The following is a 24,563-nucleotide window of genomic DNA, read 5'->3' on the forward strand; positions in this document are numbered from 1 at the left end:
TGGGCCCGTGAGCGACGTCCCCGACAGCACCTCCGCGCCTTCGGCCGAGGAGCTCGAGCGCACCGCCCTCCCGGCGACGCTACGTCGCGCGCCACGCTTCGCCCGCGTCATCGGCACGGGCGCCGTGGCCGGATTCGTGGTCGGCTTCCTGTGCGGCCTGCTCCTGCCCAACTCGACGGGCGTGGGCCGCGGCACCGTCGGCCTCGTCGTCGGGTTCGGCTTCGCCTGCTTCGCGGGCCTCATCGCGGCCCTGGTCGCCGTGTGGCTGGACCGCGGCAGCCCCGCCCACCTCAAGGAGGTCAAGGAGCGCGAGGCGGCCGCGACCGCGTGGGCGAGTCAGGACGAGGAGCCTACGAGCGCATCGGCGCCCACCATGGACGAGGAGGGACGCTGATGGGCCGAGGTGACGGACGTCTCAACCACGACCTGCTTCCCGGCGAGAAGGGACCGCAGGACGCGTGCGGGGTCTTCGGCATCTGGGCCCCCGACGAGGAGGTCGCGAAGCTCACCTACTTCGGCCTCTACGCGCTCCAGCACCGCGGACAGGAGTCCGCCGGCATCGCGACGTCTATGGGCGACAAGATCCTCGTGTTCAAGGACATGGGGCTCGTGTCGCAGGTGTTCGACGAGGGGGCGCTCGAGGCGCTCCAGGGCCACATCGCCGTGGGCCACGCGCGCTACTCGACGACGGGCGCGTCGACGTGGGCGAACGCCCAGCCGACTCTTGGGCCCACCAAGCACGGGACCGTGGCGCTGGGCCACAACGGCAACCTCACCAACACCCGCGAGCTGCTCGATCTCGTGGGCGAGCGGCTCGGCGCCGAGCGGCGCGCGGACATGGAGGCGCGCGGCGCCTCCGACACGATGATCGTCACGGCCCTGCTGGGCTGGGACCGCTACGACACCCTCACCGAGACCGCGCTCGAGCTGCTGCCGCACATCGCCGGAGCGTTCTCGCTGGTCTTCATGGACGAGACCACGCTGTATGCGGCGCGCGACCCGCAGGGCGTGCGTCCGCTCGTGCTCGGCGAGATGCCGTCGGGCGGCTTCGTCGTCGCCTCCGAGACCCCCGCTCTCGACATCGTCGGCGCGCGGTTGGTGCGCGAGGTCGAGCCCGGCGAGTTCCTCACCATCGATGCCGACGGCGTCCACTCCCAGCGCTTCGCGCAGGCGGACCCCAAGGGTTGCGTCTTCGAGTACGTCTACCTGGCGCGTCCCGACACCAGCATCGGCGGGCGCTCGATCCACGCCGCGCGCGTCGAGATGGGCCGCGCCCTCGCGCGCGAGCACCCCGTCGAGGCGGACATGGTCATGCCGACGCCCGAGTCCGGCACCCCCGCGGCCGTGGGCTACGCGCAGCAGTCGGGCATCCCGTTCGGCCAGGGCCTCACCAAGAACGCGTACGTGGGTCGCACCTTCATCCAGCCGTCGCAGACCCTGCGCCAGCTGGGCATCCGCCTCAAGCTCAACCCGCTGCGCGAGCAGATCGAGGGCAAGCGGCTCGTCGTCGTCGACGACTCGATCGTGCGCGGCAACACCCAGCGCGCCATCGTGTCGATGCTGCGCGAGGCCGGCGCCGCCGAGGTGCACGTGCGCATCTCCTCGCCTCCGGTCCAGTGGCCGTGCTTCTACGGCATCGACTTCGCGACTCGCGAGGAGCTCGCGGCCGTCGGTCACACCGTCGACGAGATCCGCGACCAGCTCGGGGCCGACTCGCTCGGCTACATCTCTGCCGAGGGCATGATTGCCGCGACCGAGCAGGCGCAGGAGCGGCTGTGCACGGCGTGCTTCACGGGCGAGTATCCGATCGCGCCGCCCGTCGACGCGAGGCACCTGCTCGCGATCCAGCCCGTGGAGGTGGCTCCCCTGTGACCGAACCGATCACGTACGCCGGCGCCGGCGTCGACACCGAGGCCGGCGACAAGGCCGTCGAGCTGATGAAGTCGGCCGTCGCCCGCACCCACGGACCGGAGGTGCTCGGCGGCATCGGCGCGTTCGCGGGCATGTTCGACGCCTCGGCCCTCAAGGACTACGAGCGGCCGCTGCTGGCCTCGTCCACCGACGGCGTGGGCACCAAGATCGTCATCGCCCGCTCGCTCGACGTGCACGACACCATCGGCCAGGACCTGGTCGCGATGGTCGTCGACGACATCGTCGTGTGCGGCGCGAAGCCCCTCGTCATGACGGACTACATCGCGTGCGGCAAGGTCGTGCCGGAGCGCATCGCGGACATCGTCCGCGGCATCGCCGAGGGCTGCGAGATGGCCGGCGTGGCGCTCGTGGGCGGCGAGACCGCCGAGCACCCCGGCGTCATGGACGCCGACGACTACGACGTCGCCGGCGCGGCGATCGGCGTGGTCGAGGCGTCCGCGCTGCTCGGCCCCGACCGCGTCGCCGAGGGCGACGTGGTGGTCGCGATGGCGTCCTCGGGCCTGCACTCCAACGGGTACTCGCTCGTGCGCCGCGTGATCGAGCACGCGGGTTGGGGCCTGGATCAGCACGTCAGCGACCTGGGCCGCACCATCGGCGAGGAGCTCCTCGAGCCCACCCGCATCTACGCGAAGCTGTGCGTCGCCCTCGCCGAGGACACTCCTGGGCTCCGGGCCTTCTCGCACGTCACTGGCGGCGGGCTCGCCGCGAACGTGGCGCGCGTCATGCCCACCGGGCTGGCCGCGACCATCGCCCGCGACGCCTGGCAGCTGCCGGCTGTGTTCTCGACGGTGCAGGACGCTGGCGCTGTGCCGACGTCCGACCTCGAGTCGACGCTCAACATGGGCGTGGGCATGGTCGCGATCGTCGCCCCGGAGGACGCGGACGGCCTCATCGCGGCGTCGAAGGCCGCGGGTGTGGACGCGTGGGTCCTCGGCGACGTGAGCGCCGACGACGGCCGACCTGCGAGCCCCGACACCGTACGCGGTGCGAAGGGCGTGGTCGGTGGCGCGGTGCACCTCACCGGCGACTACCGCCGGTAGGAAAGCGAACCAGCGAGCGCATCGGCGCCGATCAGTGCGGTTGATTCTGGTCGCTCAACCCCCGCTAACCCAGCCAAATGGATCCAAATGGCTGGTCTAAGGGCGTAGAGCCGTCAGAATCAACCGCGGGGACAGCCGAGGCTCAGCGCTCGTCGTCCGCCCAGCGGTCGTAGAACTCGTCGTCGGTGTCGGTGGCCGAGGTGGCGGACGGCGTGGACTCCGCGGAACCGGAGATCAGCTCTCGCTCCAGGTCGCGAAGGTCCGCGCCATGGTTCGAGTACTTGAGCTGACGCGCGATCTTCGCGTCCTTTGCCTTCTGACGGCCGCGCCCCATGTCGCCGTCCCTTCCCGGGTTGCTTCGCGGGCGCGCACGTACTGCGGGCCCTGCGGTTTGAGTCCTGACACGTACTTTACAACGCACGCGACGATGCTTGCGAGTCCCTCCGATGCGTCCGTTTTGAGAAATCCTCGACAAACGTCGTCATAATCGAGAACGTCGGACCTCTCATCATTCGATGACCCGCACGGGTCTGACACGATAACCGAGGGGAAATCAAGGATGATGGCTGACACAGTCCAGGAGCCGGACAAGCTGCTGACGCCCAGCGAAGTTGCTGCGATCTTCAGGGTCGACCCGAAGACCGTCACGCGGTGGGCCAAGGTCGGCAAGCTGTCCTCCATCCGCACCCTGGGCGGCCACCGTCGTTTCCGCGAGGCCGAGGTTCAGGCCCTCCTCGCCGAGGCACAGGAACAGCGTCGCCCGTAGCACCGCCACTGGATTCGGCCCTCGTCCCGCAAGGGGCGGGGGCCGTTCTTCGTCATGCAGGGCCGTTCTTCGTCACGTGGACCGGCACGGCAGGTGCCAGTTGGGGTCCCAGCGGCCACCGGGCGCGGCCGTAGCCTTGTCGCATGTCCTCGACCCTCACCTCGGCGCGCTTCGCGACCGACTTCGGTGAGCTGAACGTCATCGCGGACGACGGCGTCGTGGTCGCCGCCGGGTTCCTGCCGCTGGCCGAGGTGATCACGCACCTGCCGAGCGCCGAGGCGCGGGCCGGCATCGAGGCCGGAGAGCTGCCCGGGATCGCCGATGCGGTCGCGGCCTGGGAGGACGGCGACGCCGACGCGATCACGAGGGTTCCGGTCCGCCTCGCGGGCAGCCCGTTCTTCACCGAGGTGTGGGAGACGCTGCGCACGGTGCCCGGCGGCGAGGTCGTCAGCTACGCGGAGCTCGCGGGCATGGCGGGCCGTCCTCGCGCGATGCGTGCCGCCGGCACCGCGTGCGCGCGCAACGCGGTGGGCCTGTTCGTGCCGTGCCACCGCGTCATCGCCGCGCGCGGCCGCCTGGGCAGCTACGGCTTCGGCGGCTCGGGCATCAAGGCCGCGATGCTCGCCCACGAGGGCGTCGCCATCGCGCGCGGGCCGGTCACCGAGGAGACCTTGGTGGGCGCCGATGCGCGCGCGGCCGCCGCACGCACCGCCCCTCGCGTACGAGTCGAGCGTCCGGACGGTGAGTGGTGAGCCCCCTGTCCGACGTGCCCCTGCGCGCGTGGCTGCCGTACTTCCTGGGCGTCTCGCTCGCGTGGGGCTCGAGCTTCTTGTTCATCGCGGTGGCTCTGCGCGAGTTCGCGCCGGCGCAGGTGGGCCTGGGCCGCCTGCTGTTCGGCGCCGTGGTGCTGATCGCGATGGTGGCAGCGCTCCGACGCCTGCCGCGCCTCACCTGGCGCGCGGTGGTGTCGCTGGGAGTCGTGGGCGCCTTCATGTCGGGCATCCCGCTGATCCTCATCCCGCTCGCGCAGCAGCACCTGACGAGCATCCTCGCGAGTCTGCTCAACGCGACCACGCCGCTGTGGACCGCGCTGTTCGTGGCCCTGCTGATCCCGAGCGAGCGCGTGAGCCGGCTGCAGCTGGTGGGCCTCGTGCTCGGCGCGGCGGGCATCGCGGTGCTGCTGGGGGCGTGGAACGTCGCCGACTTCCCCGCGGTGGGCGCCGGGCTCATGCTCGCCGCGACCGCCTGCTACGGCATCGGCTCCACGCTGTCGCGGGTGCTCCTGAACCGCGTGCACGAGTCGCCCGTGGTGCTGTCCGCGACGCAGATCTCGCTGTCGGTGCTCATCGTGGCGCCGTTCGCGCTCGCGGCGCCCGCGCCCGAGGCGGGCGCGATCGCGCTGGACTCGGTGTCTCTGTGGGCGATCATCGCGCTGGGCGTCACGGGCACGAGCTTCGCCTACGTGTGGTTCTGGAAGATCGTGAAGGCCGCCGGAGCCACGACCGCCACCTCGGTGACCTACGTGGTGCCCGTCGTCGCCACCGTGTTGGGCGTGGTGGTGCTGGGGGAGCGGCTGCACTGGTACGAGCCGGTGGGCGCCGCGATCGTGCTCACGGGCGTGTGGCTTGCGCAGCGCAAGCCCAAGCCGCGGCCCGAGGTCATGCAGGAGCTCAAGGGTTCGCCCGCCTGAGTGGGCGCGAGGTCAGAACGAGTCCTTGATCCGCTCGATCGAGGCGGCGGGGAAGATGTCCTTGTTCTTCTTGATCTTCGCCGCGCCCCACAGGCCGAACACGAGGATCCAGAACAGCAGTCCACCGGCAACGATGAGGGCGGCGAGCCACGGCGACACGACGTTCGACAGTCCGAGCACTGCGGCCGCGATGAGGACCGCGAGCATCCAGAAGGCGAGGATGGCCGCAGCGGCGACGAGCCCGACTCCGGCGCCCAGCTGCCGGCTCTTGTACTTGAGCTCGACCTTGACGATCTCGACCTCGGTCTTGATGGTCGCGACCCACTGCCCGGCGATCGCGCCGAGGATGGCGTTGACGAACATCTTCCCGTAGCTCGAGGCCATGGTTCCTCCCAGGTTGGCGTGCTCCTAGTACACCGTCTATCGGCACACCAGCGCAAACGCGTGAGGCGAGCGCACGGTGGGACCGTGCCCGCGCATCGGCTCTCACCGGGAAAAGCAGAAGGCCCCGCTCCTTGAGGAGCGGGGCCTTCCCGATGTGGCTCCGACCGGCGTCGATCCGGTGACCTTTCGATTTTCAGTCGAACGCTCTACCAACTGAGCTACAGAGCCTGGTCGCAGGGGAGTGACCCCCACTGAGCAGAATGCCCCTTGCGAACAAGGGGCATCGCCACTCGCGACCCTGACGGGACTTGAACCCGCGACCTCCGCCGTGACAGGGCGGCGCGCTAACCAACTGCGCCACAGGGCCTTGCTGTGTCCCACCTCGCGAGAAGTGGGCCGAAGAAGATTGTAGACCATCCCGGAGGCTGTGTCGTACCCCGAGCGCGAACCGGTGATCTGGCTCACACTCGAGCACCTTCTTCGGTGGTACCCCCAACGGGATTCGAACCCGTGCTACCGCCGTGAAAGGGCGGCGTCCTAGGCCGCTAGACGATGAGGGCGCCGTCCGACTCTCGGTCTCCCGAGCGCCGTGGACCCGCCTATCGTACGGGGCGCGCGCACGTGCCCACAAACCGCGCCGCCCGCGGAGGGCCGATGCGCTCGCTGGGCTTTGCGAGAATGTCGCCATGGTGGAGATGACGAGCGAGGCCTTCGAGGAGGCCGTCGACGACGCGATCGACTCGATCCCGGAGGAGCTGCTCGCCTTGGTCGACAACGTGGTGATCCTCATCGAGGAGGAGGCGCCGGAGAACGAGCCCGACCTGCTGGGCCTCTACGACGGCGTCGCGCTGACCGACCGCGGCTCCGAGTGGGGCCTGGGCGACCTGCCCGACCGCATCTTCATCTACCGCAACCCGACGCTGCGCTTCTGCGAGGACACGGATCACGTGCGCGAGGAGGTCGCGGTGACCGTCGTGCACGAGATCGCCCACCACTTCGGCATCGACGACGAGCGCCTGCACGAGCTCGGCTGGGGCTGACCCCTAGTCCGTGATCTGCCAGCCCTGACGCTGCAGGTCGAACACCCACTTCTGGAGGACGGCCTGGGCCTCAGCGTCGTTCTCGCACTGCTCGTAGCCCACGTGCGGGGGACGCTCGGGGTGCGCGGTGTCGGTGGTCGTCGTGACGAGGGTGGCGCCCTCGTCCTCCGTGTGGAACACCTTGACCTGGGTTCCCTGGCTCATGCTGAACGGCTCCATCGGGCCAGCGTACGCGGGCGGGCGTAGCGTGAGTCCATGAGGCAGAACTTCGGCTCCGGCGGGCCGTTCGAGGACATGTACGGGTACTCCCGCGCGGTGCGCGTCGGGGCGCACGTGTGGGTCTCCGGCTCGTGCGCTCGCGACGAGGCGATCGTGCCCGACGCGTACGCCCAGGCGGTGGACGCGCTGCGCGTCATCGAGCGCGTGCTCGCAGAGGCAGGAGCGTCGCTCGCCGACGTCGTCCGCACCACCACCTACGTCACCGACATCCGCGACACCGAGAAGGTGGCGGCCGCGCATCGGCGCTCCTTCGGCGACGTGCTGCCCGCGGCGACGCTGGTCGAGGTGTCTGCGCTCGCGGACCCGCACTACCTGGTGGAGATCCAGGCGGACGCCTACGTCGAGGAGTAGGCCTCCGGTCTGCGTTCGCTCCCCTACGGCGCGAGGTTGCTGATGACTCCCGCACGCGACTCGTCCTCGCTGGCGAGGACGCCGCCGTTCGCGACGATGTCCGGCGTGATCTCCTCGAACACGATCCGCACGTCCTGTGCGCGGGCGCCGAGCGTGGTCACCGCGCTCTCCGTCACCTCCTGGACGAAGGCGCGGCGCTGGTCGATGTCGCGACCCTTGAGCAGCTGAACGGTGATGTTGGGCATCGGTGTCTCTCTTTCTTCTCAGGATGTGCGTGATGGCCCGCGCTGGGCGAGCTCGTCTCGGGTGGCGAGCAGGAGAGCGATCATCTCCTCCTCGCGCGCGGCGTCGAGCCGTGCGTAGGGGACGGAGAAGCTGATCGCGTCTCGCGACGGAGAGCTGAACGGAAGGGTCACCGCGAAGCAGCGCAGGCCCAGTGCAGCCTCCTGGTCGTCCACGGCGTATCCGCGGGCGCGCACCTCGGCGAGGCTGGCGACCACCGCTGCCGGCGACGTGATGGTGTGCTCCGTGAGCTCGTCGAGCGGCGCGCGAAGGGTCTCGAGCACGCGATCGTCGTCCATCTCCGCCAGCATCGCCTTGCCGAGAGCGGTGGCGTGCGCAGGAAGCCGACGCCCGATCGCGGAGAACATGCGAAGCGGGTGGCGCGACTCTCGCTTCGCGAGATAGACCACGTCATCACCCTCGAGGCGGCCGAGGTGGACGGTCTCGCCGGTCTTGGCGGCCAGGGAGTCGAGAGCCTCCGCCGTGCGCGTGACGATGAAGTCCTGGTCGACGTAGGACGCGCCCGTCAGCAGCGCGTTCATCCCCAGATGGAACTCCGAGCGCGACGCGTCGGCCTCGATCCAGCCGCGGTGCTCGAGCGTGCGGAGGATGCTGTGGAGGCTGCTCTTGGGGATGCCGAGGCTTCGCGTCAGCTCGACGAGCCCCGCCGAGCTGTGGGCGGAGAGGTACTCCAACACGTCGAGCGCACGGTCTGCGGACTTCACGGGCGTGAAGTCCTGGACGGCGCCAGCGCCTTCCTGAGGCGTCTCTGCGTTCAACATGCTGAACACCATACACGTACTTGACCCATGCGGCTAGGGTCGCTACTGTTCGAGTGTACGGAATCCGGAACGACGTTCAAATAGCCGAACAAGAGGATCAATGATGATCGAGCTTCGCCACGCGGCAGGACCAGAGTCGATGAGCCGCGCGACCACTCAGGAGCTGCGCGAGCGGTTCCTGGTCGACACCCTGTTCTCCACTGGGGAGTTCCGCGCAGTCCTTGCCGGTCTTGACCGCATGCTGATCGCGGGCGTCGTGCCCGGCGAGAGCGAGGTGGTGCCGAGCGGGCTCGACCTCATCGGGGCGGACACGCTGCTCGAGCGCCGCGAGCTTGGCGTCATCAACCTCGGCCAGCCGGGATACGTGCTCGTCGATGGTGAGCGTCACGAGCTCGGCCACCACGACGGCCTCTACGTCGGGCGTGGACACGATGTCGCCTTCGGTGGAGCCGGCGCGATCTTCTATCTGATCTCCGCGACGGCGCACGCCGACCATCCGACCGCGGTGATCCCCCACGCCTCCGTCGAGCCCGTGGAGATCGAGGACCCGCGCGGTGCCGGCAGCCGTCGCCTGTACCGCTACGTCTGGGGAGGAGGCCACGCCTCGTGCCAGCTGCAGTTCGGCATCACGATCCTCGAGCCCCGCGCAGCCTGGAACACCATCCCGCCGCACCTCCACACCCGGCGCACGGAGATCTACCTCTACACCGAGCTCGGCGAGGACGACCGCGTGATGCACTTCATGGGCGAGCCGGATCAGACGCGGCACCTCGTGGTCGGCAACCACGAGGCGGTCATCGCACCGCCGTGGTCGGTTCACTTCGGTGCCGGCTCGACTCCCTACGCGTTCGTCTGGGCCATGGCGGGCGAGAACACGGACTACGGCGACCTCCAGCCGGTGGCCCTGCGAGACCTCCGGTGATCACGGCGGAGGTGCGTGAGCTCTTCTCGCTCGAGGGGCGCACCGCGCTGATCACCGGCGCCGGTCGCGGCATCGGCAAGGCGATCGCCTGCGGCCTCGCAGGCGCTGGAGCAGACGTCGTGCTCGCGGGCCGCAACGGCTCCGTCGAGCGCACCGCCGAGCTGCTGACCGAGCAGGGCTACGCGGCCTCGACCGTCGCCTGGGACCTCGAGCACACGGACACCCTCCAACAGGAGGCCCGCGAGCTCGCTCAGGAGCGATCGATCGACATCCTCGTCAACAACGCCGGGATCATCGAACGCACCCCGAGCGTGGAGGTGAGCCAGGCCCAGTGGCGGCGCGTGCTGTCCGTGAATCTCGACGCGGCGTTCGTGCTGAGCCAGGCGTTCGGCGCGGCGATGATCGAGCGCGGCCACGGCAAGGTCATCAACGTCGCAAGCCTGCTCGCCTTCCAAGGCGGGCTGCGGGTGGCGAGCTATTCCGCGAGCAAGCACGGGATCATGGCCGTCACCCAGGCGCTGTCGAACGAGTGGGCTCAGCACGGCGTGCAGGTGAACGCGATCGCTCCTGGCTACATCGCGACGGCGAACACCGAGGAGCTGCGCGAGGACTCCGCGCGCTCCGCCGAGATCCTCGCGCGCATCCCGAGCGCGCGCTGGGGTGAGCCCACGGACATCAGCGGCGCGGCGGTGTTCCTCGCATCGCGGGCGTCCGACTACGTCACGGGCCACACGTTGGTGGTGGATGGGGGCTGGATGGCGCGATGACGGTGCAGATCGAGCAGGAACCACCACAGACACTCATGTCCATAGAATGGAGAATCACAGTGAACTCAATGATGCGTTCGCGCCGAGGGATGGCCTTGGCGACGGCGGCTGGATCGCTGCTCATCCTGAGCGGTTGCAGCGCCGGCACGGAGGGGACCGAGACCGACGTCACGAGCGACGCCGGCTCGACGGAGACGCCCGACTCGTCCGCAGGCGGCACCTGCGCGCCTGAGGAGATCCAGCTCATCGGTCAGGTCCGCAACGAGACCAACCCGTACGAGAAGGCATGGCTCGACGGCGGCGACGCCTTCGCCGAGTCGGTCGGTCTCACCCAGACCCGCCTCACCTACGACGGCGAGTCCCCCAAGCAGCAGGAGCAGCTGCGTCAGACCCTGAGCACCGGCAACCCGGAGTGCATGGTCCTCAACGTGCTGCCGAACGGCGACTCCGACACCGCTCCGATCGTGGCCGAGGTCGACGCCGCCGGCGCCTACCTCGTCACCCACTGGAACAAGCCCGCTGACCTGAACCCGTGGGACGGGCACGACACCTGGATCTCGCACATCACCTTCGACGGCGTGGACGCCGGCGCTCAGATCGCCGACGCGATCTTCGAGGAGATGGGCGGCGAGGGCGGCATCATCGCTCTCCAGGGCATCCTCGACACGAGCGCAGCCAAGGACCGCTTCATCGGTCTCGAGAACTCGCTCGAGGCGAATCCCGGGATCACGCTGCTGGACCAGCAGGCGGCCGACTTCGACCGCACGTCGGCGTTCAACATCACCAAGACCCTCATCACCAAGCACGGTGACGAGATCAAGGGCGTGTGGGCGGCGAACGACGACATGGCGCTCGGCGCCCTGCAGGCCCTCGAGGCGGCAGGCATGTCCGACGTGGCCGTGGCCGGCATCGATGCCGTCCCCGAGGCCGTGCAGGCGGTCGCAGACGGCACCATGACCGCGACCGTGTCGGTCGACGGTCCCTGGCAGGGCGGCATCGGCCTGGCGATGGGCTACTGCGTGCTGACGGGCGGCCTCGACATGGCGGACGTCACGCAGGAGCAGCGCGCGTTCTTCGCACGCCAGACCTTGATCTCGGCCGAGAACGCCGAGGAGAACCTCACCCCGACGGCGAACCTCGCCGACTTCGAGTGTGGCAACCTCTTCGACCGCGTCACCGGACCGGTGAGCTAAGGTGGCGCCCGCCCGGCTCGGGCAAGCCCCGCCCGAGACCGGGCGGGCACCCGCCCGCTCGCGTCGCCGCGCGAGCCTCCTCGCGGACTACGGTCCGCTGGGTGCCCTCGTGCTGCTGTGCCTGACGTTCTCGGTGCTGAGCCCGCAGTTCGCGACGTGGGGCAACCTGCGCAACGTCCTGGACTCGGCGGCGGTCCTCGCCGTCATCACCGTCGGACTCACCTTCGTCCTGATGCTCGGCGCGATCGACCTGTCGATCGAGGGAGTGATGGCGACGGCGGCGTTGAGCGTGGCGCTGCTGATCGCGAACACGCGCAACGACATCGACCTGGGCTTCCTTGCCATCGTCGCGGCGGTGGCGCTCGGCGCCTGCTTCGGCCTTGCGACGGGGTTGCTGTCGACGGGCCTGAAGATCCCATCGTTCATGACGACCCTAGGCATGTCGGCGATCGGCATCGGCATCGCGACCGTGCTCTTCGCCGGCGTGCAGCCCAGCGTCACGTCGCCGGCGATGGGCGAATGGGCGTCCGGCCAGTGGTTCGGCCTCACCCGCCTGACCTTCGTGGCGATCGGCGTGGTGATCGTGGGCCTGCTGGTCCAGCACTACACGCGACTGGGCCGCTACGCCCGCGCGATCGGCGGCGCTGAGGACCTCGCGCTGCTGTCCGGCATCCGCGTGCGCCGCTACAAGACCATCGCCTTCACCTTCGCCGGCGCCGTGTACGGCCTCGCCGGCGTCATGGTCACGATCCAGCTCGGCTCGGGGATCGTGCAGGCCGGAGTGGGGCAGAACTTCGCAGCGATCACCGCTGCGGTCGTCGGCGGCACGCTGCTGTCGGGCGGCCGTGGCGGGGTCCTGCACTCGATCGTGGGAGTGCTCATCGTGACCGTGCTCGTCAACGGACTCGTGCTGATCGGCGTCAGTCCCTACGTCCAGGGTGCCGTGCAGGGCGTGATCGTCGTCGCGGCGGTCGCGATCACCGCGTGGCCCCTGCGCCAGCGTCTGCGAGTCGTCAAGTGAGCGCCCCGGCCGAGGCCCCGGTCCTCGCGGTCCACGACGTCCGCAAGACTTTCGGCGAGACGACTGCGCTCGACGGGCTGTCCTTCGAGGTGCGGCGCCACGAGGTCGTGGGCCTCATCGGCGAGAACGGCGCCGGCAAGTCGACGCTGCTGAAGATGCTCATCGGACTGGAGCAGCCCGACTCCGGCTCGATCGCACTGCGAGGCGAGCAGATCAAGATGCGCGGCATCGCGCAGGCCGGTGCCGCGGGCATCGGCATGGTGTTCCAGGAGCAGTCGCTCATCCCCAACCTCACCGTCGCCGAGAACATCCTGTTCGGCGCGGAAGGAGACGCCATCGTCGGGGGGATGTACCGCTGGAAGACCCTGCGTCAGCGCGCCCAGGCGCAGCTCGACAAGATCGGCTCGACCATCGACGTCGATGCCATGGCTGAGGACCTCACCTTCGCCGAGCGCCAGCTCGTCGAGATCGCGAAGGTCCTCGCCACCGAAGAGCGGACGAACGCCGAGCCGGTGGTCCTCCTCGACGAGCCGACCTCTGTGCTGGACCGGGACGAGGCGGAGGTGCTGTTCGCGCAGATCGAGAGGCTGCGCACTCGCGCCTCGGTCGTGTTCGTCTCTCACAGGCTCGACGAGGTGCTGCAGGTCTCGGACCGCGTCTACGTGCTGCGCAATGGCAGCAGCGTCGCGGAGTGCGTGCCGGGAGAGGTCGATGAGGCGGAGCTGCGTCGGCTGATGATCGGCCGCGATCTCGAAGGCAGTCACTACAGCGAGGAGCGGCAGCTTCCGGTGCAGGACGAGGTTCGGCTCCGGGTGCGCGACCTGTCCGTCAAGGGCGTGTGCGAGAGCGTCGACTTCGACCTGCACGTCGGCGAGATCCTCGGGATCGCGGGTGTGCAGGGCTCCGGCCGCGAGGAGCTGTGCCGGGGAATCTTCGGCGCGTCCGCCACCCGGGGGTCGCTCGAGATGGACGGTCGACCCATCAGGACCTCCTCGCCGCGGTCGGCGATCTCCTCGGACATCGGCTTCGTCCCTGCCGAGCGCCGCCGCGAAGGCATGGTCGGCACCATGTCCGTGGCGGAGAACATCACGCTTCCGCACATCGCAGACGTCTGTGCCGGTCCCGTGCTGCAGCGCAGCAAGGAGCGCCGGCTCGCCGACGACTGGATCGAGCGACTGCGCATCCGCACGGCGTCGGCGGCGGCGCCGCTCGCGTCGCTCTCGGGCGGCAACCAGCAGAAGGCCGTGCTCGCGCGCTGGATGGTGTCGGACTCTCTCAAGCTGCTGATCCTCGACCATCCCACGCGCGGCCTCGACGTCGGCGCGAAGAGCGAGGTGTACCGGCTCATCCGGGAGCTCACCGCCTCCGGGGTGTCGGTGCTGCTGATGGCGGACAGCCTGGAGGAGCTGATCGCGATGAGCCATCGCGTCTTGGTGATGAAGGACGGCCGAGTGACCGACGTCGTCGACGCCCCGGTGGGAGCCAAGCCCACCCCGGTCACGGTTCTGGAGCGGATGATCTGATGAGCGTCGTGGACAAGGTGGAGACCACCACCGAACAGCGGGAGAAGCTGCGGATGCCGCGGATGTCCCGTCGGCAGCTGCTGCTGACGATCATGCCGGTCGCCGTCCTCGTGTGCCTGGTGGGCGCGATCTCGATCGCCAACCCGAACTTCCTGCGCCCAGCGAGCATCTGGACGGTCCTCGACTCCTCGGTGCCGCTGCTGATCCTCGCGCTCGGCGCGATGCTGGTGATCCTGTGCGGCGGCATCGATCTCTCGGTCGCCGCGCTCGCGTCGATGGCGTCGGTGCTGGTCGCCCTGTGGGTGCCCGCGCTGGAAGGTTGGGCGGTGGTCCTCGTGGTGCTGGTCTGCGCGCTCGCCGGGCTCATCCAGGGGGTGGTCCACGTCGTGGCGCAGATCCCGTCCTTCCTCGTGACCCTCGGTGGTCTCGCCGTGTGGTCGGGGATCGCGCTGGTCGTCTCGGGCGCCGCGACCATCGGCGTCTCGGGCGACACCCTCGCCTGGACCTTCACCCGCCTCACGGGCTGGAACATCCCGAGCGCGGTCCTCATCGGCGCGGCGGTCGTCGCGGTGCTGGGGCTCGTCATGTTGCTCACTCCGGTGCGCCGCTGGCTCATCGCGATCGGCAGCAACGAGCCGGCGGCCCTGCTTGCAGGCGTGCCCGTCGCGCGCACCAAGATCGGCGCCTTCATCGTCTCCGGAGCGTGCGCGGGCTTCGCCGGCGTGATGCTCGTCGGTCGGACGTACAGCGGGGCGCCGACCCTCGCCGACTCCCTGCTCCTGCCCGTCGTCGCCGCGATCGTGGTGGGCGGCACTGCCATCACCGGCGGGTTCGGCGGGGTGGGACGCACCGTCATCGGCGTCCTGATCATCACGGTGCTTCGCGTCGGACTGTCCGTCGCTGGCGTCGACCCGTCGTACGTGCAGATCTTCTACGGCGCACTCGTGATCGCCGCCGTCGCCCTGACCATCGACCGCTCCAAGCTCCTGTTCGTCAAGTGACGTTCCCCAAGAAAGGACACCTCATGACCACCGACGCCCTTCTCCCCAGCGTCGCCTCGTTCGTCAGCGCACCCAAGCAGCTGCTGATCGACGGCGAGCTTCGCGACGCCGCTGACGGTCGCACCTTCGCGACGGTCGACCCGGCCACCGAGAACGAGATCACCCAGGTCGCGCAGGCCGGCGCCGAGGACGTCAACCGGGCCGTCGCATCGGCTCGTCGCGCCTTCGAGCACGGCTCGGACTGGAACCGCTTCACGCCGCGCCAGCGCGGCCGGCTGATGTGGAGGATCGCGGACCTCCTCGAGGAGCACGCGGACGAGTTCGCTCAGCTCGAGGCGCTCGACGGAGGCAAGCCTTTCGTCGGCGCGCGCGACGGAGACGTGGCGACGGCTGCGGAGCTGTTCCGATACTTCGCCGGGTGGGCGAACAAGATCGAAGGGACCACGATCCCGCTGTCGAGCGAGACGGCGGACTTCCTCGCGTACACGGTGCGCGAGCCGATCGGCGTCGTCGCCGGGATCGTCCCGTGGAACTTCCCGCTCACGATGGCGGCGTTCAAGATCGTGCCCGCCATCACGGTGGGCAACACGGTGATCCTCAAGCCGGCGGAGCAGACTCCGCTCAGCGCGCTGCGCCTGGGCGAGCTCATGCTCGAGGCCGGCCTACCCGCCGGCGTCGTCAACGTCCTTCCCGGCTTCGGCGACACCGGTGCCGCGCTCGTCGATCACATCGACGTCGATAAGGTCGCCTTCACCGGCTCCACCGCGGTCGGCAAGGTCATCGCGGCGGCTGCCAGCCGCAACCTCAAGAAGGTCTCGCTCGAGCTCGGCGGCAAGGCCCCGAACATCGTGTTCGACGACGCGGATCTGTCCAAGGCGATCCCGGGCTCGGCGCACGCCGCGTTCTTCAACCAGGGCCAATGCTGCGTCAACGGCTCGCGCCTGTACGTGCAGCGCGGGGTGTACGACGAGGTCGTCGCCGGCATCTCCGAGATCGCGAAGGGCATCACCGTCGGCAGCGCGTTCGACGAGCGCACCGACATGGGCCCGCTCATCTCGGACGAGCAGTTTTCGAAGGTCACGGGCTACCTCGAAGCGGGCGTCGCGGCGGGCGCCACCGTGGCCGAGGGTGGCGTGCGAGTGGGCGACCGGGGCTACTTCGTGCGCCCCACGGTGTTCACCGATGTGAGCGAGCAGATGTCGATCCAGACCGACGAGATCTTCGGTCCCGTCGTCACCGCGGTGCCCTTCGACACCGAGGAGCAGGCCATCGCCGCCGCGAACAACACGCGCTACGGGCTGGCGGCCGGGGTCTGGTCGCGGGACATCGGCACGGCGCACCGTGTCGGCGGTCGCCTGCGCGCCGGCACCGTCTGGCTCAACTCGTGGCACGCGGACGACGTCACGCTGCCGCGCGGCGGCTACAAGGAGTCCGGCTGGGGCCGCGAGCTCGGTTCGTTCGGCGTCGAGGACTACACCGAGCTGAAGACCATCATCGCTGAGCTGTAGCGGCCGTCAGCCCTCGTCAGGGGCTGCCGCCCAGGCGGAGGAGGCCATCTCCTCGATGGTGTGGGCCATCTTCCACTCGATGTCGTCCGCGGCGAGCTCGCCGGTGGCGACGATGCGGGCGGGGTCGCCGGGGCGGCGCTCCTTGACGATGGGCTCGAGGTCGGAGTCGGCGGCTTCGAGGAGGCTGCCGACGATCTCGCGCACCGACGTGCCGTCGCCGGAGCCGAGGTTGTAGACCGGCGCCAGGGGCTTGCCGAAGTCGAGCATCCTGGCCGCCGCCACGTGGCTGTGCGCGAGGTCTTGGACGTGGACGTAGTCGCGCACGCACGTGCCGTCAGCGGTGTCGTAGTCGTCGCCGAAGATCAGCGGCGCCTGGCCGGCCTTGATGGCGCGGATCACCTTGGGGAACAGGTTGTGGGGCGACGCGTCGTAGACGTCTGGCGTGCCTGAGCCGACCACGTTGAAGTAGCGCAGGCTCGTCGCCTTCAGCGGTGCGTCGGTGTCGGCGGTGGCGCGTACCTGGTCGCGGATGAGCCACTCGCCGATGAGCTTGGACTCGCCGTAGGGCGACTCGGGCGTGGTGCCTGTCTCCTCGGTCACGACCGCCTCCGAGGGCGTGCCGTAGACGCCAGCGGACGAGGAGAAGACCAGGCGGGTCACGCCGGCGTCGGCCATCGCCTCGAGCAGGCACGCGGTGCCCTCGACGTTCTGGCGGTAGGTGTGGATGGGGAACTTCACCGACTCGCCGGCGTACTTGTAGCCCGCGCAGTGGATCACGCCGGACACGCCGTGCTCGACCATCGCGGCACGCACCGTGTCGGTGTCCAGGATGCTGGCCTTGACGAACGGCACGCCTGAGGGGATGAACTTCTCGAAGCCGGACGACAGGTCGTCGAGGACCACCGCGTCGATGCCGGCGTCGGTCAGCGCCCGCACCACGTGCGAGCCGATGTAGCCGGCTCCGCCGGTCACCATCCAAGCCATGAGAGCTCCTTTTGAGGACTGTGGTGAGTACTAGATGTCGCGCCTGGCACCCTGGGAGGGCGTGACGGTGAAGATGGTCGGCTCACGCAGGCCGGCGTCGGCCAGGGCGGTGGTGACCGCCGCAGCCACGGCATCGGTCTTGTCCGCCGGCACGAGCGCGATGGAGGATCCGCCGAAGCCCCCACCGGTCATGCGCGCGCCGATCGCGCCGGCCGCGACCGCGGCCTCGCTCGCGAGGTCGATCTCGGGCACGGTGATCTCGAAGTCGTCGCGCATGGACGCCTGCGAGGCGCCCATCAGCTCGCCGATGGCGCGCGGGCCGGCCTTGCCCAGCGTGTCCACGGTGTCCAGGACCCGCTGGTTCTCGGTGACGACGTGGCGCACGCGGCGGTAGGTCTCCTCGTCCAGCACCTCCTCCGCGCGGGCCAGGTCGGCCTGGCCGATCTCCCGCAGCGTCGTCACTCCGAGCGCCGTGGCGCCGTTGGCACAGGACGCGAAGCGGTCGCCATACCCACCCGTGGCGTGCTCGTGCTCGACGTTGGAGTTCATCACCAGGATCTGCAGACCCTCCTCGCGCAGGTGCAGCGCGACGGGGCGGGCATCCTCGGTGTCGCAGTCGAGGAACACCACGTGGTCCTCCTCGCCGAGCATGGAGGCCGCCTGGTCCAGCAGCCCGGTGGGGGCGCCGACGGCCTTGTTCTCCGCGACACGGCCGATGCGGGCCAGGGCGAGCTTGTCCAGGCCCAGCCCCCACAGCTCATCGAAGGCCTTGCCCACGGCGCACTCGAGGGCCGCCGACGACGACAGCCCCGCACCGACCGGCACGTCCGAGTCGATCAGGATGTCCAGGCCGGTCGCGCCAGACAGGTCGATGCCGGAGTCGGCCATCGCCCACGCGACGCCCAGCACGTAGGCGCTCCAGCCGTCCATCGTGTCCGGGCTCAGGGCGTCCAGCGACGCGACGATCTCCTCGTCGGCGAACGTCGAGCGCAGGCGCACCGTGCGGTCCTCGCGGACGCCCACGGCGGCCCAGGTGCGGCGGTCGATCGCGAAGGGGAGGACGTACCCGTTGTTGTAGTCGGTGTGCTCTCCGATGAGGTTCACCCGGCCCGGGGCCGACCAGATCCCCGTGGGGGAGTGACCGTAGGCGGCCTCGAAGGCAGCCGTCACGGAGGCAAGGTGGTCAGTCATCGGTGGCTCCACTTCGTCGTCGGCCGCTAGGGCGCGCGGGTGCTGAGTGCTGGTGTCCAGTATCGCAGGCTCGGGGCACCCTGTGACCGGTCACAGTCCAGTCTACCGACCGCTCCCAGCCTTCCGCGAAATGGATCCGAATCGCTGCTCCAAGGCCTGAGACCAGCGATTCGGATCCATCTCGCGGTTCTCGGGGCGTGCGAGAGACGCTCGGTAAACCCGCTTCGGGCAAGGCTCCGCGGCCGCGGCCCCGCCGCGCACTAGTGTGAACGTGCGACAGGGAGGCACCAGTGGCGAACGGCAATCGCGGTCCGAGCATGCACGACGTGGCGGCGCGCGCTGGCGTGTCCCACCAGACCGTCAGCCGCGTGCTCAACGACTTCCCGGGGATCCGGCCCGAGACCCGCGACAAGGTGCTCGAGGCGATCGAGGAGCTGGGCTACCGGCGCAACCTCGCGGCGCGTGCCCTCGTGACGGGACGGTCGCAGACCATCGGCATGATCGGCCCGGAGATCCCCGACATCGGCCCGCTGTCCACGCTGCACGCCGTCGAGCGTGCCGCGCGCGATGCCGGCCTGCACACGATGATGACGAGCGCGGACCCGTCCGCGGCGAGCGTGCGCGACGCCCTCGAGTTCCTGGTGGGCCGCAGCGTCGACGCGATCGTGCTCGTCGCCCAGCAGCGCTCCGTGCTCGAGGCGCTCGCCGGCGTCGACCCGCGCGTCCCGGTGATCCACCTGCTGACAGGCGGCGAGCCCGCCGGGTCCGCCGCATCGATCGACCAGCGGGCGGGAGCGCGGTTCGCGGTCGACCACCTCATCGGCCTGGGCCACACGCGCATCCAGCACGTGGCCGGTCCGTTGACCTACATCGAGGCGCAGCTGCGCCGCGACGAGTTCCGTTCAGCGACCGCCGAGGCCGGCCTGCCCGAGCTCGAGATACTCGAGGGCGACTGGACCACCGACTCCGGCTTCGCGGCCGGCGCGCGGCTCGACCCGAGCGCCACCGCGGTCTTCTGCGCGAACGACGACATGGCCTTTGGGCTCATCCACGCCCTCGCCACCGCAGGCCGCTCGGTGCCGGGCGACCTCTCGGTGGTCGGCTACGACGACACGGCGACGTCGCGGCACTCGCTGCCGCCGCTCACGACGGTGCGCCAGGACTTCGAGGCGGTGGGACGGCGCGCGGTCGAGCTCGTGGTCGCGCACGTCGCGGGAGAGTCTCCCGCCGCGCAGCTCATCGCGCCCGAGCTCGTCGTGCGCGCCTCGACCGCCGCGCCGAGCTCCTAGCTGAGCGCGACCCCCGTCACCCGCTCGAGCTCGGAGATCAGCCCAGCACGCGCATCGGCGTCCTCGACGAGGGGGTTGGGCGTGAGGGTCTGGCGGCGCTTCACGTAACGGCCGGTGCGCAGCGCCTCCGCGTCGTCCGACACCGCGAGCCACACCTGGGTCTCGGCGCCGTCCTCGACGGGGTCCCATGCGTCGGGTCCGCCCATCCGGGTGCGGATCCAGCCCGGATCCACCACGTTCACGATCGCGTCCGGGTGTCGCTCGGCGACCTCGAAGGCGAGCATCGAGTCGTAGACCTTCGAGTCGGCGTACGCCTGGTGGCCGTTCCACTCGCGGGCGGTCCACTGCAGGTCCTCGGGGGTCCACGCCCCGTCAGCCTCAAGGCCGCTGGTGAGGTAGACCATCCGGGGCGCGACCGGCATGAGCGCCGTCAGCAGGTACGGGGCGACGACGTTGACCTGGAACAGCCGCGAGAGGCCGTCCTCGGTCTCGACGCGCTCGGAGCCGCCGCCGAGTCCCGCGTTGTGGATGATCGCGTCGTACGGTCCGTGATCGTTCGCGGCCGATGCGATCGCCCGGGTCTGCCCGAGGCTCGCCAGGTCTCCCGTCACCACGGCCAGGGCGCCGGGGTTGGCCTCGAGCGCGGCCCGGGCGCGCTCGTCGTCGCGAGCGTGCAGGACCACCTCGTGGCCGAGGTCGAGGAGCTGGCGGGCGCACTCGGCGCCGATGCCTTGCGAGGATCCGGTGATGAGGACGCGTGCCATGCGACCAGCGTAGACACGCCTGGGCGCCCGCGCGGTCAGCTGGTCGGCAGCACCAGTCCGGTGAGCTCCTCGAGACGGGCGACGACGGCGGCCCGAGCATCCTGGTCGAGCGAGGCCGGGTTGACGTCCTCCGCGGCGCGCTCGTGCACGAACGCGCCCGAGCCGAGCGCGAGGTCGTCGTCGCTCGTCGCCATCCACACGGGGGTGTCGGCGCCGTCCTCGAGTGGCAGCGCCGCACCCGGCCCGCCCATGGCGGAGCGCACCCAGCCGGGGTGCACGATGTTGACGGCCGCGTGCGTGGCGCTCGCCGCCAGCTCGAACACCCACATCTGCAGCAGCAGCTTCGAGTCCGCGTAGGCCTGCCCGCCGTCCCAGCCGGACGCCGCGCTATCGAAGGTGACCGTGCCGTAGCGGTGCGCGTCCGAGCCGATGTAGACCATGCGCGGCGCGAGCGGCATGAGGCACGTGAGCACGTACGGCGCGACGACGTTGATCTGCAGCATGCGTTCGAGGCCGTCGACCGTGGTCACCGGCTCGGGCTGGTCGGGCCCGAGCGCCGCGTTGTGGATCACGACGTCGAAGGGGCCGGCCCGTCGCGCCGCCGAGGCGAGCTCGCGCACCGAGGCCAGCGAGTCGAAGTCGCCCACCACCACGGCCGATGCGCCGGGCACCGCGGCGAGTGCCGCATCGGCCCTCTCGGGGGTGCGGCCGTGGACGACCACGTCGTGGCCGAGCGCGGCGAGGTCGCGCGCGGTCTGGGCGCCGATGCCCTGGGCGGATCCGGTGACGAGGATGCGAGCCATGCGACCACCCTACGGACGCGGGGCTGCCAGGCGCGAAACCGAGGCCGCACTCCACCGGAACGGCACACAACGCCCAGAGAAGTACGGCCTCGGCATGCTCAGCGTACGCGCCAGTAGGCTGGGCGCACCGGACCATTCGTCCCGCCGCGGGCGAACGTCCGATGAACCCCCCCGGATCTTGCAAGGAGTCACCCATGGGCATCGCCGATGAGCTGATCGAGAACAACGCCGCCTACGCCACCGACTACGCCCCCGACCGGCCGCTGCCCCCGCGCCGCGAGCTCGCGGTCGTCGCGTGCATGGACTCCCGTCTGGACGTGTTCGCCCTGCTGGGCCTCGAGGTGGGCGACGCGCACATCATGCGCAACGCCGGCGGCGTCATCACGGACGACATGATCCGCTCGCTGGTCATCTCGCAGCGCAAGCTGGGCACCCGCGAGATCATCCTGATCCACCACACCGACTGCGGCGCCCTGACCTTCACCGACGACGAGCTGCGCAACCAGCTGCTCGACGAGACCGGCCTCAAGCCCACGTGGAGCCCCGAGTCGTTCCGCGACCTCGACGCGGACCTGCGCCAGTCGATGGAGCGCCTGCGCCGCAACCCGTTCCTGGTGGACTCGTCGCAGGTGCGCGGCTTCGTGTTCGACGTGCACACGGGCAAGCTGCGCGAGGTCGTCTAGCCCCATGACGGCGCCCGGGGTTACCGTGGACGCCTAGGGACGTGAGACCCAGGAGGTGTCCCATGTGGTGGAAGTTCTTCCAGGCGGTGCGCCGCGGCGAGTACAAGCTCGCGCCCATGACGTGGCTCACGGCGATCGCCGCCGTCATCTACACCGCGATCCCCGTGGACCTGATCCCGGAGATGTTCCTCGGGCCGCTGGGCTTCATCGACGACCTGGGCGTGTGGGGCGTGTTCGTGATGCTCGCCACCCGTGAGAAGAACCAGTGGGAGGCGAGCCTGCAGCACGCCACGGACTACGTGGACGTGACTCCGCGCTAGCCGGCACGCGCGGGCGCGGGTGGCGCTCCCGTGCGAACCGTCCGCAGGAATAGGCGGGCGCCGCCGAGCGTCGCACCTCCAGGAGGTACGACGATGACCAACCCCGCTCCCGAGCTCGACTTCTCCGGCCTCAAGGCCGTGTTCGTCAACTGCACGCTCAAGCCCAACCCGGCGCTCAGCCACACCCAGGGCCTGATGGAGGACTCCGTCAGGATCATGGAGGACCAGGGCGTCTCCGTGGACCAGATCCGGCTCGCGGACTTCGACGTCCCGCCCGGCGTCTACCCCGACATGCGCGAGGACGTCCCCGGCGGCAACCAGGCCGCGGACGACTGGCCCGAGCTCGCCGAGCGGATCCTCGCCGCGGACATCCTGGTCATCGGCACCCCGCTGTGGCTCGGGGAGAAGTCGTCGATCGCGACCCGGCTCATCGAGCGCCTCTACGGATTGTCGGGTGACACCAACGACCGCGGCCAGTTCCTGTACTACGGCCGCACCGGCGGCGTGATCGTCACGGGCAACGAGGACGGCGTCAAGCACGCCTCGATGAACATCCTGTACTCGCTGCAGCACCTGGGCTACGTCATCCCGCCCAACGCCGATGCGGGGTGGATCGGCGCGATCGGGCCGGGCCCGTCCTACCTTGACGAGGGCTCGGGCGGCCCCGAGACCGAGTTCACGCAGCGCAACCTCACCTTCATGACGTGGAACCTCCTGCACACCGCGGCCTGGCTCAAGGCCTCGGGCGGCTTCCCGGCAGGCGGGAACTCCTCGGAGGCGTGGAGCGACGGCGAGCGCTTTGGCCACCCCAACCCCGAGTACCGCTGAGTCGACCGGGACGGAGCGCCGATGCGCGTGCCGTCCCGAGTGCACCCCTCACCTGGGAGGGGGGCCGGCGAGCGCATCGGTCCTGTTCAGGTGGGCCGTGCAGCACTAGCCTGCAGGGATGGCCGAGTTCCGGATCGCGCGACGGGCGCCCGTCGCGTACGTCGGGCTCCCCGTCGAGACCACCCTCGAGACGCTTCCCGCAGACGTCGGCGCCGGCTTCGAGGAGCTGGACAGGTACGTCGAGATGCGGGGCATCGACCTCGCCGGCCCGTCCCTCCTGCGCTACCGCGACTTCTCGTACGAGGGCACGTTCACGGTCGAGGTGGGGCTGGCACTGTCGGGGCGCGGCGACCGGCCGCGCGTGCGCGATCCCTTCGTCCTCGACGAGCTCGCGAAGGGCCACTTCGCGGTCGCCGAGCAGCGCGGCCCCTACGCGTGGATCGGCGGGCTCACCCGCGAGCTGATGACGTGGGGCGAGTCGCGCGGCATGGACTACGCGGTGTCCGGCGCGGACGGGGTCGACACCTGGGAGTGTTGGTACGAGTGGTACCCCGAGCCGCCCGTCGAGAGCGCGTCCGGTCTCGAGGGCCCTGTCGAGGTGTGTCTGCTGCTACGGGCGTGAGGCGCGCAGGCTGACCAGCTGGGCGAGGGCCCGGAGGCGGTCCGCCTCGACGGCCGCCGTCGCGGCCAGGTCCCGCGCGACGCGCACCAGGTCGGCCGAGCCGCCGTGGGGTGCGTAGGCGCCAGCGAGCACCACGGAGCGCAGCTGGTGGCCCGCAAGGGACCGGAGGGCGTGTGCCTGCGCCTGGGCGTCGCGCTCGCGCTCGAGCACCACTGACGAGTGATGGTCGGCAAGCGAGTCGAAGCCTCGGGCGCGCAGCCAGTCGCTGACCGTCGAGCGCACGTGCTCGGACTCCGCGGCGACCTGGAAGCACTCGGCCTGGACCGTCACGTCCGTGCCGGGCATGCGCGCGATCTGCAACGCCAACGCGGTCGTGTCCGCGGCGTGCGGCACGACCTGCTCCGCGAAGTGGAGGTCGGCGCTGCCCGTGGTGATCTGCGGGAGCTCGCGGCGGCGCATGGGTCGCTCCTTGCGCTTCGAGGGTGCGGGCGACGGCGAGGTCGCGGTCGGACGGGCCGAGGGCGGGCGCAAGGAGGTGGCGGGTGCGGTCATGGCGGGCTCCGGGCAGGGTCGGAAGGGGGCTCACTTCGACCGTAGG

Annotated in this window: 30 protein-coding genes and 3 tRNA genes; 20 read left to right on the plus strand and 13 right to left on the minus strand. The window is 70.2% G+C overall.

Annotation, left to right across the window (positions count from 1 at the left end; translation table 11 throughout):
* Window positions 1-7 precede the first annotated feature (7 nt).
* Genes B7K25_RS05020 through purM form a run of 3 tightly spaced genes read left to right on the plus strand, consistent with a single transcriptional unit; the run spans window position 8 to window position 2,972 of the window.
* Window positions 8-394 (plus strand): hypothetical protein, encoded by a 387-nt coding sequence (locus B7K25_RS05020; protein WP_084104631.1) that lies wholly within the window; start codon window positions 8-10, stop codon window positions 392-394.
* A complete protein-coding gene (gene purF, locus B7K25_RS05025; protein WP_084104632.1) occupies window positions 394-1,872 on the plus strand; it encodes an amidophosphoribosyltransferase in 1,479 nt (492 codons plus the stop codon). Before B7K25_RS05020 ends, purF begins: the two co-directional genes overlap by 1 nt.
* A complete protein-coding gene (gene purM, locus B7K25_RS05030) occupies window positions 1,869-2,972 on the plus strand; it encodes a phosphoribosylformylglycinamidine cyclo-ligase (protein ID WP_084104633.1) in 1,104 nt (367 codons plus the stop codon). Before purF ends, purM begins: the two co-directional genes overlap by 4 nt.
* Window positions 2,973-3,114: 142 nt before the next feature.
* On the opposite strand, the gene B7K25_RS05035 is transcribed toward purM, so the two are convergent.
* The gene (locus tag B7K25_RS05035) at window positions 3,115-3,306 is read right to left on the minus strand and encodes a DUF3073 family protein (protein ID WP_084104634.1); all 192 of its coding nucleotides are present in this window, start codon (window positions 3,304-3,306) and stop codon (window positions 3,115-3,117) included.
* Window positions 3,307-3,534: 228 nt separating this feature from the next.
* On the opposite strand from B7K25_RS05035, the gene B7K25_RS05040 reads away from it, so the two are divergent.
* From B7K25_RS05040 to B7K25_RS05050, 3 genes are all read left to right on the plus strand, one after another.
* Window positions 3,535-3,738: a BldC family transcriptional regulator gene (locus tag B7K25_RS05040; RefSeq protein ID WP_084104886.1), complete on the plus strand. Its 204-nt coding sequence runs from the start codon at window positions 3,535-3,537 to the stop codon at window positions 3,736-3,738.
* Between the two features lie 143 nt (window positions 3,739-3,881).
* The gene (locus B7K25_RS05045) at window positions 3,882-4,490 is read left to right on the plus strand and encodes a methylated-DNA--[protein]-cysteine S-methyltransferase (protein WP_084104635.1); all 609 of its coding nucleotides are present in this window, start codon (window positions 3,882-3,884) and stop codon (window positions 4,488-4,490) included.
* Complete coding sequence (locus B7K25_RS05050; RefSeq protein ID WP_159450118.1) at window positions 4,487-5,428, plus strand: DMT family transporter; 942 nt, start codon at window positions 4,487-4,489, stop codon at window positions 5,426-5,428. The genes B7K25_RS05045 and B7K25_RS05050 overlap by 4 nt, the downstream gene beginning before the upstream one ends.
* 12 nt (window positions 5,429-5,440) lie before the next feature.
* Here B7K25_RS05050 and B7K25_RS05055 read toward each other — a convergent pair whose 3' ends face one another.
* From B7K25_RS05055 to B7K25_RS05070, 4 genes are all read right to left on the minus strand, one after another.
* Window positions 5,441-5,812 carry a phage holin family protein gene (locus B7K25_RS05055; RefSeq protein ID WP_084104637.1) on the minus strand — a complete coding sequence of 124 codons (372 nt, stop codon included), beginning with the start codon at window positions 5,810-5,812 and terminating at the stop codon, window positions 5,441-5,443.
* 155 nt (window positions 5,813-5,967) lie between these two features.
* Window positions 5,968-6,040, minus strand: a tRNA-Phe gene (locus tag B7K25_RS05060).
* 65 nt (window positions 6,041-6,105) lie between these two features.
* A tRNA-Asp gene (locus tag B7K25_RS05065) sits at window positions 6,106-6,179 on the minus strand.
* 117 nt (window positions 6,180-6,296) lie between these two features.
* Window positions 6,297-6,372 (minus strand) — tRNA-Glu (locus B7K25_RS05070).
* 126 nt (window positions 6,373-6,498) lie between these two features.
* On the opposite strand from B7K25_RS05070, the gene B7K25_RS05075 reads away from it, so the two are divergent.
* On the plus strand, window positions 6,499-6,852 hold the full coding sequence (locus B7K25_RS05075; RefSeq protein WP_084104638.1) for a metallopeptidase family protein: 354 nt from the start codon (window positions 6,499-6,501) through the stop codon (window positions 6,850-6,852).
* Window positions 6,853-6,855: 3 nt separating this feature from the next.
* Here the strand turns inward: B7K25_RS05075 and B7K25_RS05080 are convergent, their stop codons facing one another.
* Window positions 6,856-7,056: a hypothetical protein gene (locus tag B7K25_RS05080; protein WP_144018855.1), complete on the minus strand. Its 201-nt coding sequence runs from the start codon at window positions 7,054-7,056 to the stop codon at window positions 6,856-6,858.
* A gap of 51 nt (window positions 7,057-7,107) precedes the next feature.
* Here B7K25_RS05080 and B7K25_RS05085 point away from each other — a divergent pair, with 51 nt between their 5' ends.
* Window positions 7,108-7,482 carry a RidA family protein gene (locus B7K25_RS05085; protein ID WP_084104640.1) on the plus strand — a complete coding sequence of 125 codons (375 nt, stop codon included), beginning with the start codon at window positions 7,108-7,110 and terminating at the stop codon, window positions 7,480-7,482.
* 23 nt (window positions 7,483-7,505) lie between these two features.
* Here B7K25_RS05085 and B7K25_RS05090 read toward each other — a convergent pair whose 3' ends face one another.
* Both B7K25_RS05090 and B7K25_RS05095 read right to left on the minus strand, forming a co-directional pair.
* A complete protein-coding gene (locus tag B7K25_RS05090) occupies window positions 7,506-7,727 on the minus strand; it encodes a tautomerase family protein (RefSeq protein WP_084104641.1) in 222 nt (73 codons plus the stop codon).
* An 18-nt stretch (window positions 7,728-7,745) separates the two neighbouring features.
* Window positions 7,746-8,546, minus strand: coding sequence for an IclR family transcriptional regulator (locus B7K25_RS05095; RefSeq protein ID WP_084104887.1), 801 nt, complete (start codon window positions 8,544-8,546; stop codon window positions 7,746-7,748).
* Window positions 8,547-8,649: 103 nt separating this feature from the next.
* Here B7K25_RS05095 and kduI point away from each other — a divergent pair, with 103 nt between their 5' ends.
* The 7 genes from kduI to B7K25_RS05130 all read left to right on the plus strand — a co-directional run bounded on the left by kduI (window position 8,650) and on the right by B7K25_RS05130 (window position 16,481).
* Entirely contained in the window at window positions 8,650-9,468 is an 819-nt protein-coding gene (gene kduI / locus B7K25_RS05100) for a 5-dehydro-4-deoxy-D-glucuronate isomerase (protein WP_084104888.1), read from the plus strand.
* Window positions 9,465-10,235, plus strand: coding sequence for an SDR family oxidoreductase (locus tag B7K25_RS05105; RefSeq protein ID WP_304441521.1), 771 nt, complete (start codon window positions 9,465-9,467; stop codon window positions 10,233-10,235). The genes kduI and B7K25_RS05105 overlap by 4 nt, the downstream gene beginning before the upstream one ends.
* A gap of 68 nt (window positions 10,236-10,303) precedes the next feature.
* Entirely contained in the window at window positions 10,304-11,428 is a 1,125-nt protein-coding gene (locus B7K25_RS05110; protein WP_234988084.1) for a sugar ABC transporter substrate-binding protein, read from the plus strand.
* Between the two features lies 1 nt (window position 11,429).
* Entirely contained in the window at window positions 11,430-12,449 is a 1,020-nt protein-coding gene (locus tag B7K25_RS05115; protein WP_084104642.1) for an ABC transporter permease, read from the plus strand.
* Complete coding sequence (locus tag B7K25_RS05120; protein WP_084104643.1) at window positions 12,446-13,972, plus strand: sugar ABC transporter ATP-binding protein; 1,527 nt, start codon at window positions 12,446-12,448, stop codon at window positions 13,970-13,972. Before B7K25_RS05115 ends, B7K25_RS05120 begins: the two co-directional genes overlap by 4 nt.
* Window positions 13,972-14,973, plus strand: a complete 1,002-nt coding sequence (locus B7K25_RS05125; RefSeq protein ID WP_084104644.1) for an ABC transporter permease — start codon at window positions 13,972-13,974, stop codon at window positions 14,971-14,973. Before B7K25_RS05120 ends, B7K25_RS05125 begins: the two co-directional genes overlap by 1 nt.
* Window positions 14,974-14,996: 23 nt before the next feature.
* Window positions 14,997-16,481, plus strand: a complete 1,485-nt coding sequence (locus B7K25_RS05130) for an aldehyde dehydrogenase family protein (RefSeq protein WP_084104645.1) — start codon at window positions 14,997-14,999, stop codon at window positions 16,479-16,481.
* Window positions 16,482-16,487: 6 nt separating this feature from the next.
* Here the strand turns inward: B7K25_RS05130 and galE are convergent, their stop codons facing one another.
* Window positions 16,488-17,465 carry a UDP-glucose 4-epimerase GalE gene (gene galE, locus B7K25_RS05135; RefSeq protein WP_084104646.1) on the minus strand — a complete coding sequence of 326 codons (978 nt, stop codon included), beginning with the start codon at window positions 17,463-17,465 and terminating at the stop codon, window positions 16,488-16,490.
* A 30-nt stretch (window positions 17,466-17,495) separates the two neighbouring features.
* Window positions 17,496-18,656 (minus strand): galactokinase, encoded by a 1,161-nt coding sequence (gene galK, locus B7K25_RS05140; RefSeq protein WP_084104647.1) that lies wholly within the window; start codon window positions 18,654-18,656, stop codon window positions 17,496-17,498.
* 290 nt (window positions 18,657-18,946) lie between these two features.
* Between galK and B7K25_RS05145 the strand changes: the two genes are divergently transcribed.
* Complete coding sequence (locus tag B7K25_RS05145; protein WP_234988085.1) at window positions 18,947-19,945, plus strand: LacI family DNA-binding transcriptional regulator; 999 nt, start codon at window positions 18,947-18,949, stop codon at window positions 19,943-19,945.
* On the opposite strand, the gene B7K25_RS05150 is transcribed toward B7K25_RS05145, so the two are convergent.
* Window positions 19,942-20,709 carry an SDR family NAD(P)-dependent oxidoreductase gene (locus B7K25_RS05150; protein ID WP_084104648.1) on the minus strand — a complete coding sequence of 256 codons (768 nt, stop codon included), beginning with the start codon at window positions 20,707-20,709 and terminating at the stop codon, window positions 19,942-19,944. The two genes, B7K25_RS05145 and B7K25_RS05150, sit on opposite strands and share 4 nt — an antisense overlap.
* A 35-nt stretch (window positions 20,710-20,744) precedes the next feature.
* Window positions 20,745-21,512 (minus strand): SDR family NAD(P)-dependent oxidoreductase, encoded by a 768-nt coding sequence (locus B7K25_RS05155; protein WP_084104649.1) that lies wholly within the window; start codon window positions 21,510-21,512, stop codon window positions 20,745-20,747.
* A gap of 194 nt (window positions 21,513-21,706) precedes the next feature.
* On the opposite strand from B7K25_RS05155, the gene B7K25_RS05160 reads away from it, so the two are divergent.
* From B7K25_RS05160 to B7K25_RS05175, 4 genes are all read left to right on the plus strand, one after another.
* The gene (locus tag B7K25_RS05160; protein ID WP_084104650.1) at window positions 21,707-22,195 is read left to right on the plus strand and encodes a carbonic anhydrase; all 489 of its coding nucleotides are present in this window, start codon (window positions 21,707-21,709) and stop codon (window positions 22,193-22,195) included.
* A 62-nt stretch (window positions 22,196-22,257) separates the two neighbouring features.
* Complete coding sequence (locus B7K25_RS05165) at window positions 22,258-22,515, plus strand: YkvA family protein (RefSeq protein ID WP_084104651.1); 258 nt, start codon at window positions 22,258-22,260, stop codon at window positions 22,513-22,515.
* Between the two features lie 93 nt (window positions 22,516-22,608).
* The gene (locus B7K25_RS05170; protein WP_084104652.1) at window positions 22,609-23,343 is read left to right on the plus strand and encodes a flavodoxin family protein; all 735 of its coding nucleotides are present in this window, start codon (window positions 22,609-22,611) and stop codon (window positions 23,341-23,343) included.
* Window positions 23,344-23,461: 118 nt separating this feature from the next.
* A complete protein-coding gene (locus B7K25_RS05175; RefSeq protein WP_084104653.1) occupies window positions 23,462-23,965 on the plus strand; it encodes a hypothetical protein in 504 nt (167 codons plus the stop codon).
* Here B7K25_RS05175 and B7K25_RS05180 read toward each other — a convergent pair.
* Complete coding sequence (locus tag B7K25_RS05180; RefSeq protein ID WP_144018856.1) at window positions 23,954-24,517, minus strand: hypothetical protein; 564 nt, start codon at window positions 24,515-24,517, stop codon at window positions 23,954-23,956. The two genes, B7K25_RS05175 and B7K25_RS05180, sit on opposite strands and share 12 nt — an antisense overlap.
* Between the last annotated feature and the right edge of the window lie 46 nt (window positions 24,518-24,563).

Source organism: Demequina sp. NBRC 110056, assembly GCF_002090155.1.
Lineage (GTDB): Bacteria > Actinomycetota > Actinomycetes > Actinomycetales > Demequinaceae > Demequina.

Coding starts and splice junctions, on each gene's coding strand:
- purF (WP_084104632.1), top strand. CDS start 394: ATGGGCCGAGGTGACGGACGTCTCAACCACGACCTGCTTCCCGGCGAG.
- B7K25_RS05035 (WP_084104634.1), bottom strand. CDS start 3,306: ATGGGGCGCGGCCGTCAGAAGGCAAAGGACGCGAAGATCGCGCGTCAG.
- B7K25_RS05040 (WP_084104886.1), top strand. CDS start 3,535: ATGGCTGACACAGTCCAGGAGCCGGACAAGCTGCTGACGCCCAGCGAA.
- B7K25_RS05045 (WP_084104635.1), top strand. CDS start 3,882: ATGTCCTCGACCCTCACCTCGGCGCGCTTCGCGACCGACTTCGGTGAG.
- B7K25_RS05055 (WP_084104637.1), bottom strand. CDS start 5,812: ATGGCCTCGAGCTACGGGAAGATGTTCGTCAACGCCATCCTCGGCGCG.
- B7K25_RS05075 (WP_084104638.1), top strand. CDS start 6,499: ATGGTGGAGATGACGAGCGAGGCCTTCGAGGAGGCCGTCGACGACGCG.
- B7K25_RS05080 (WP_144018855.1), bottom strand. CDS start 7,056: ATGAGCCAGGGAACCCAGGTCAAGGTGTTCCACACGGAGGACGAGGGC.
- B7K25_RS05085 (WP_084104640.1), top strand. CDS start 7,108: ATGAGGCAGAACTTCGGCTCCGGCGGGCCGTTCGAGGACATGTACGGG.
- B7K25_RS05090 (WP_084104641.1), bottom strand. CDS start 7,727: ATGCCCAACATCACCGTTCAGCTGCTCAAGGGTCGCGACATCGACCAG.
- B7K25_RS05095 (WP_084104887.1), bottom strand. CDS start 8,546: ATGTTGAACGCAGAGACGCCTCAGGAAGGCGCTGGCGCCGTCCAGGAC.
- kduI (WP_084104888.1), top strand. CDS start 8,650: ATGATCGAGCTTCGCCACGCGGCAGGACCAGAGTCGATGAGCCGCGCG.
- B7K25_RS05110 (WP_234988084.1), top strand. CDS start 10,304: ATGATGCGTTCGCGCCGAGGGATGGCCTTGGCGACGGCGGCTGGATCG.
- B7K25_RS05125 (WP_084104644.1), top strand. CDS start 13,972: ATGAGCGTCGTGGACAAGGTGGAGACCACCACCGAACAGCGGGAGAAG.
- B7K25_RS05130 (WP_084104645.1), top strand. CDS start 14,997: ATGACCACCGACGCCCTTCTCCCCAGCGTCGCCTCGTTCGTCAGCGCA.
- galE (WP_084104646.1), bottom strand. CDS start 17,465: ATGGCTTGGATGGTGACCGGCGGAGCCGGCTACATCGGCTCGCACGTG.
- galK (WP_084104647.1), bottom strand. CDS start 18,656: ATGACTGACCACCTTGCCTCCGTGACGGCTGCCTTCGAGGCCGCCTAC.
- B7K25_RS05150 (WP_084104648.1), bottom strand. CDS start 20,709: ATGGCACGCGTCCTCATCACCGGATCCTCGCAAGGCATCGGCGCCGAG.
- B7K25_RS05155 (WP_084104649.1), bottom strand. CDS start 21,512: ATGGCTCGCATCCTCGTCACCGGATCCGCCCAGGGCATCGGCGCCCAG.
- B7K25_RS05160 (WP_084104650.1), top strand. CDS start 21,707: ATGGGCATCGCCGATGAGCTGATCGAGAACAACGCCGCCTACGCCACC.
- B7K25_RS05165 (WP_084104651.1), top strand. CDS start 22,258: ATGTGGTGGAAGTTCTTCCAGGCGGTGCGCCGCGGCGAGTACAAGCTC.
- B7K25_RS05170 (WP_084104652.1), top strand. CDS start 22,609: ATGACCAACCCCGCTCCCGAGCTCGACTTCTCCGGCCTCAAGGCCGTG.
- B7K25_RS05175 (WP_084104653.1), top strand. CDS start 23,462: ATGGCCGAGTTCCGGATCGCGCGACGGGCGCCCGTCGCGTACGTCGGG.
- B7K25_RS05180 (WP_144018856.1), bottom strand. CDS start 24,517: ATGACCGCACCCGCCACCTCCTTGCGCCCGCCCTCGGCCCGTCCGACC.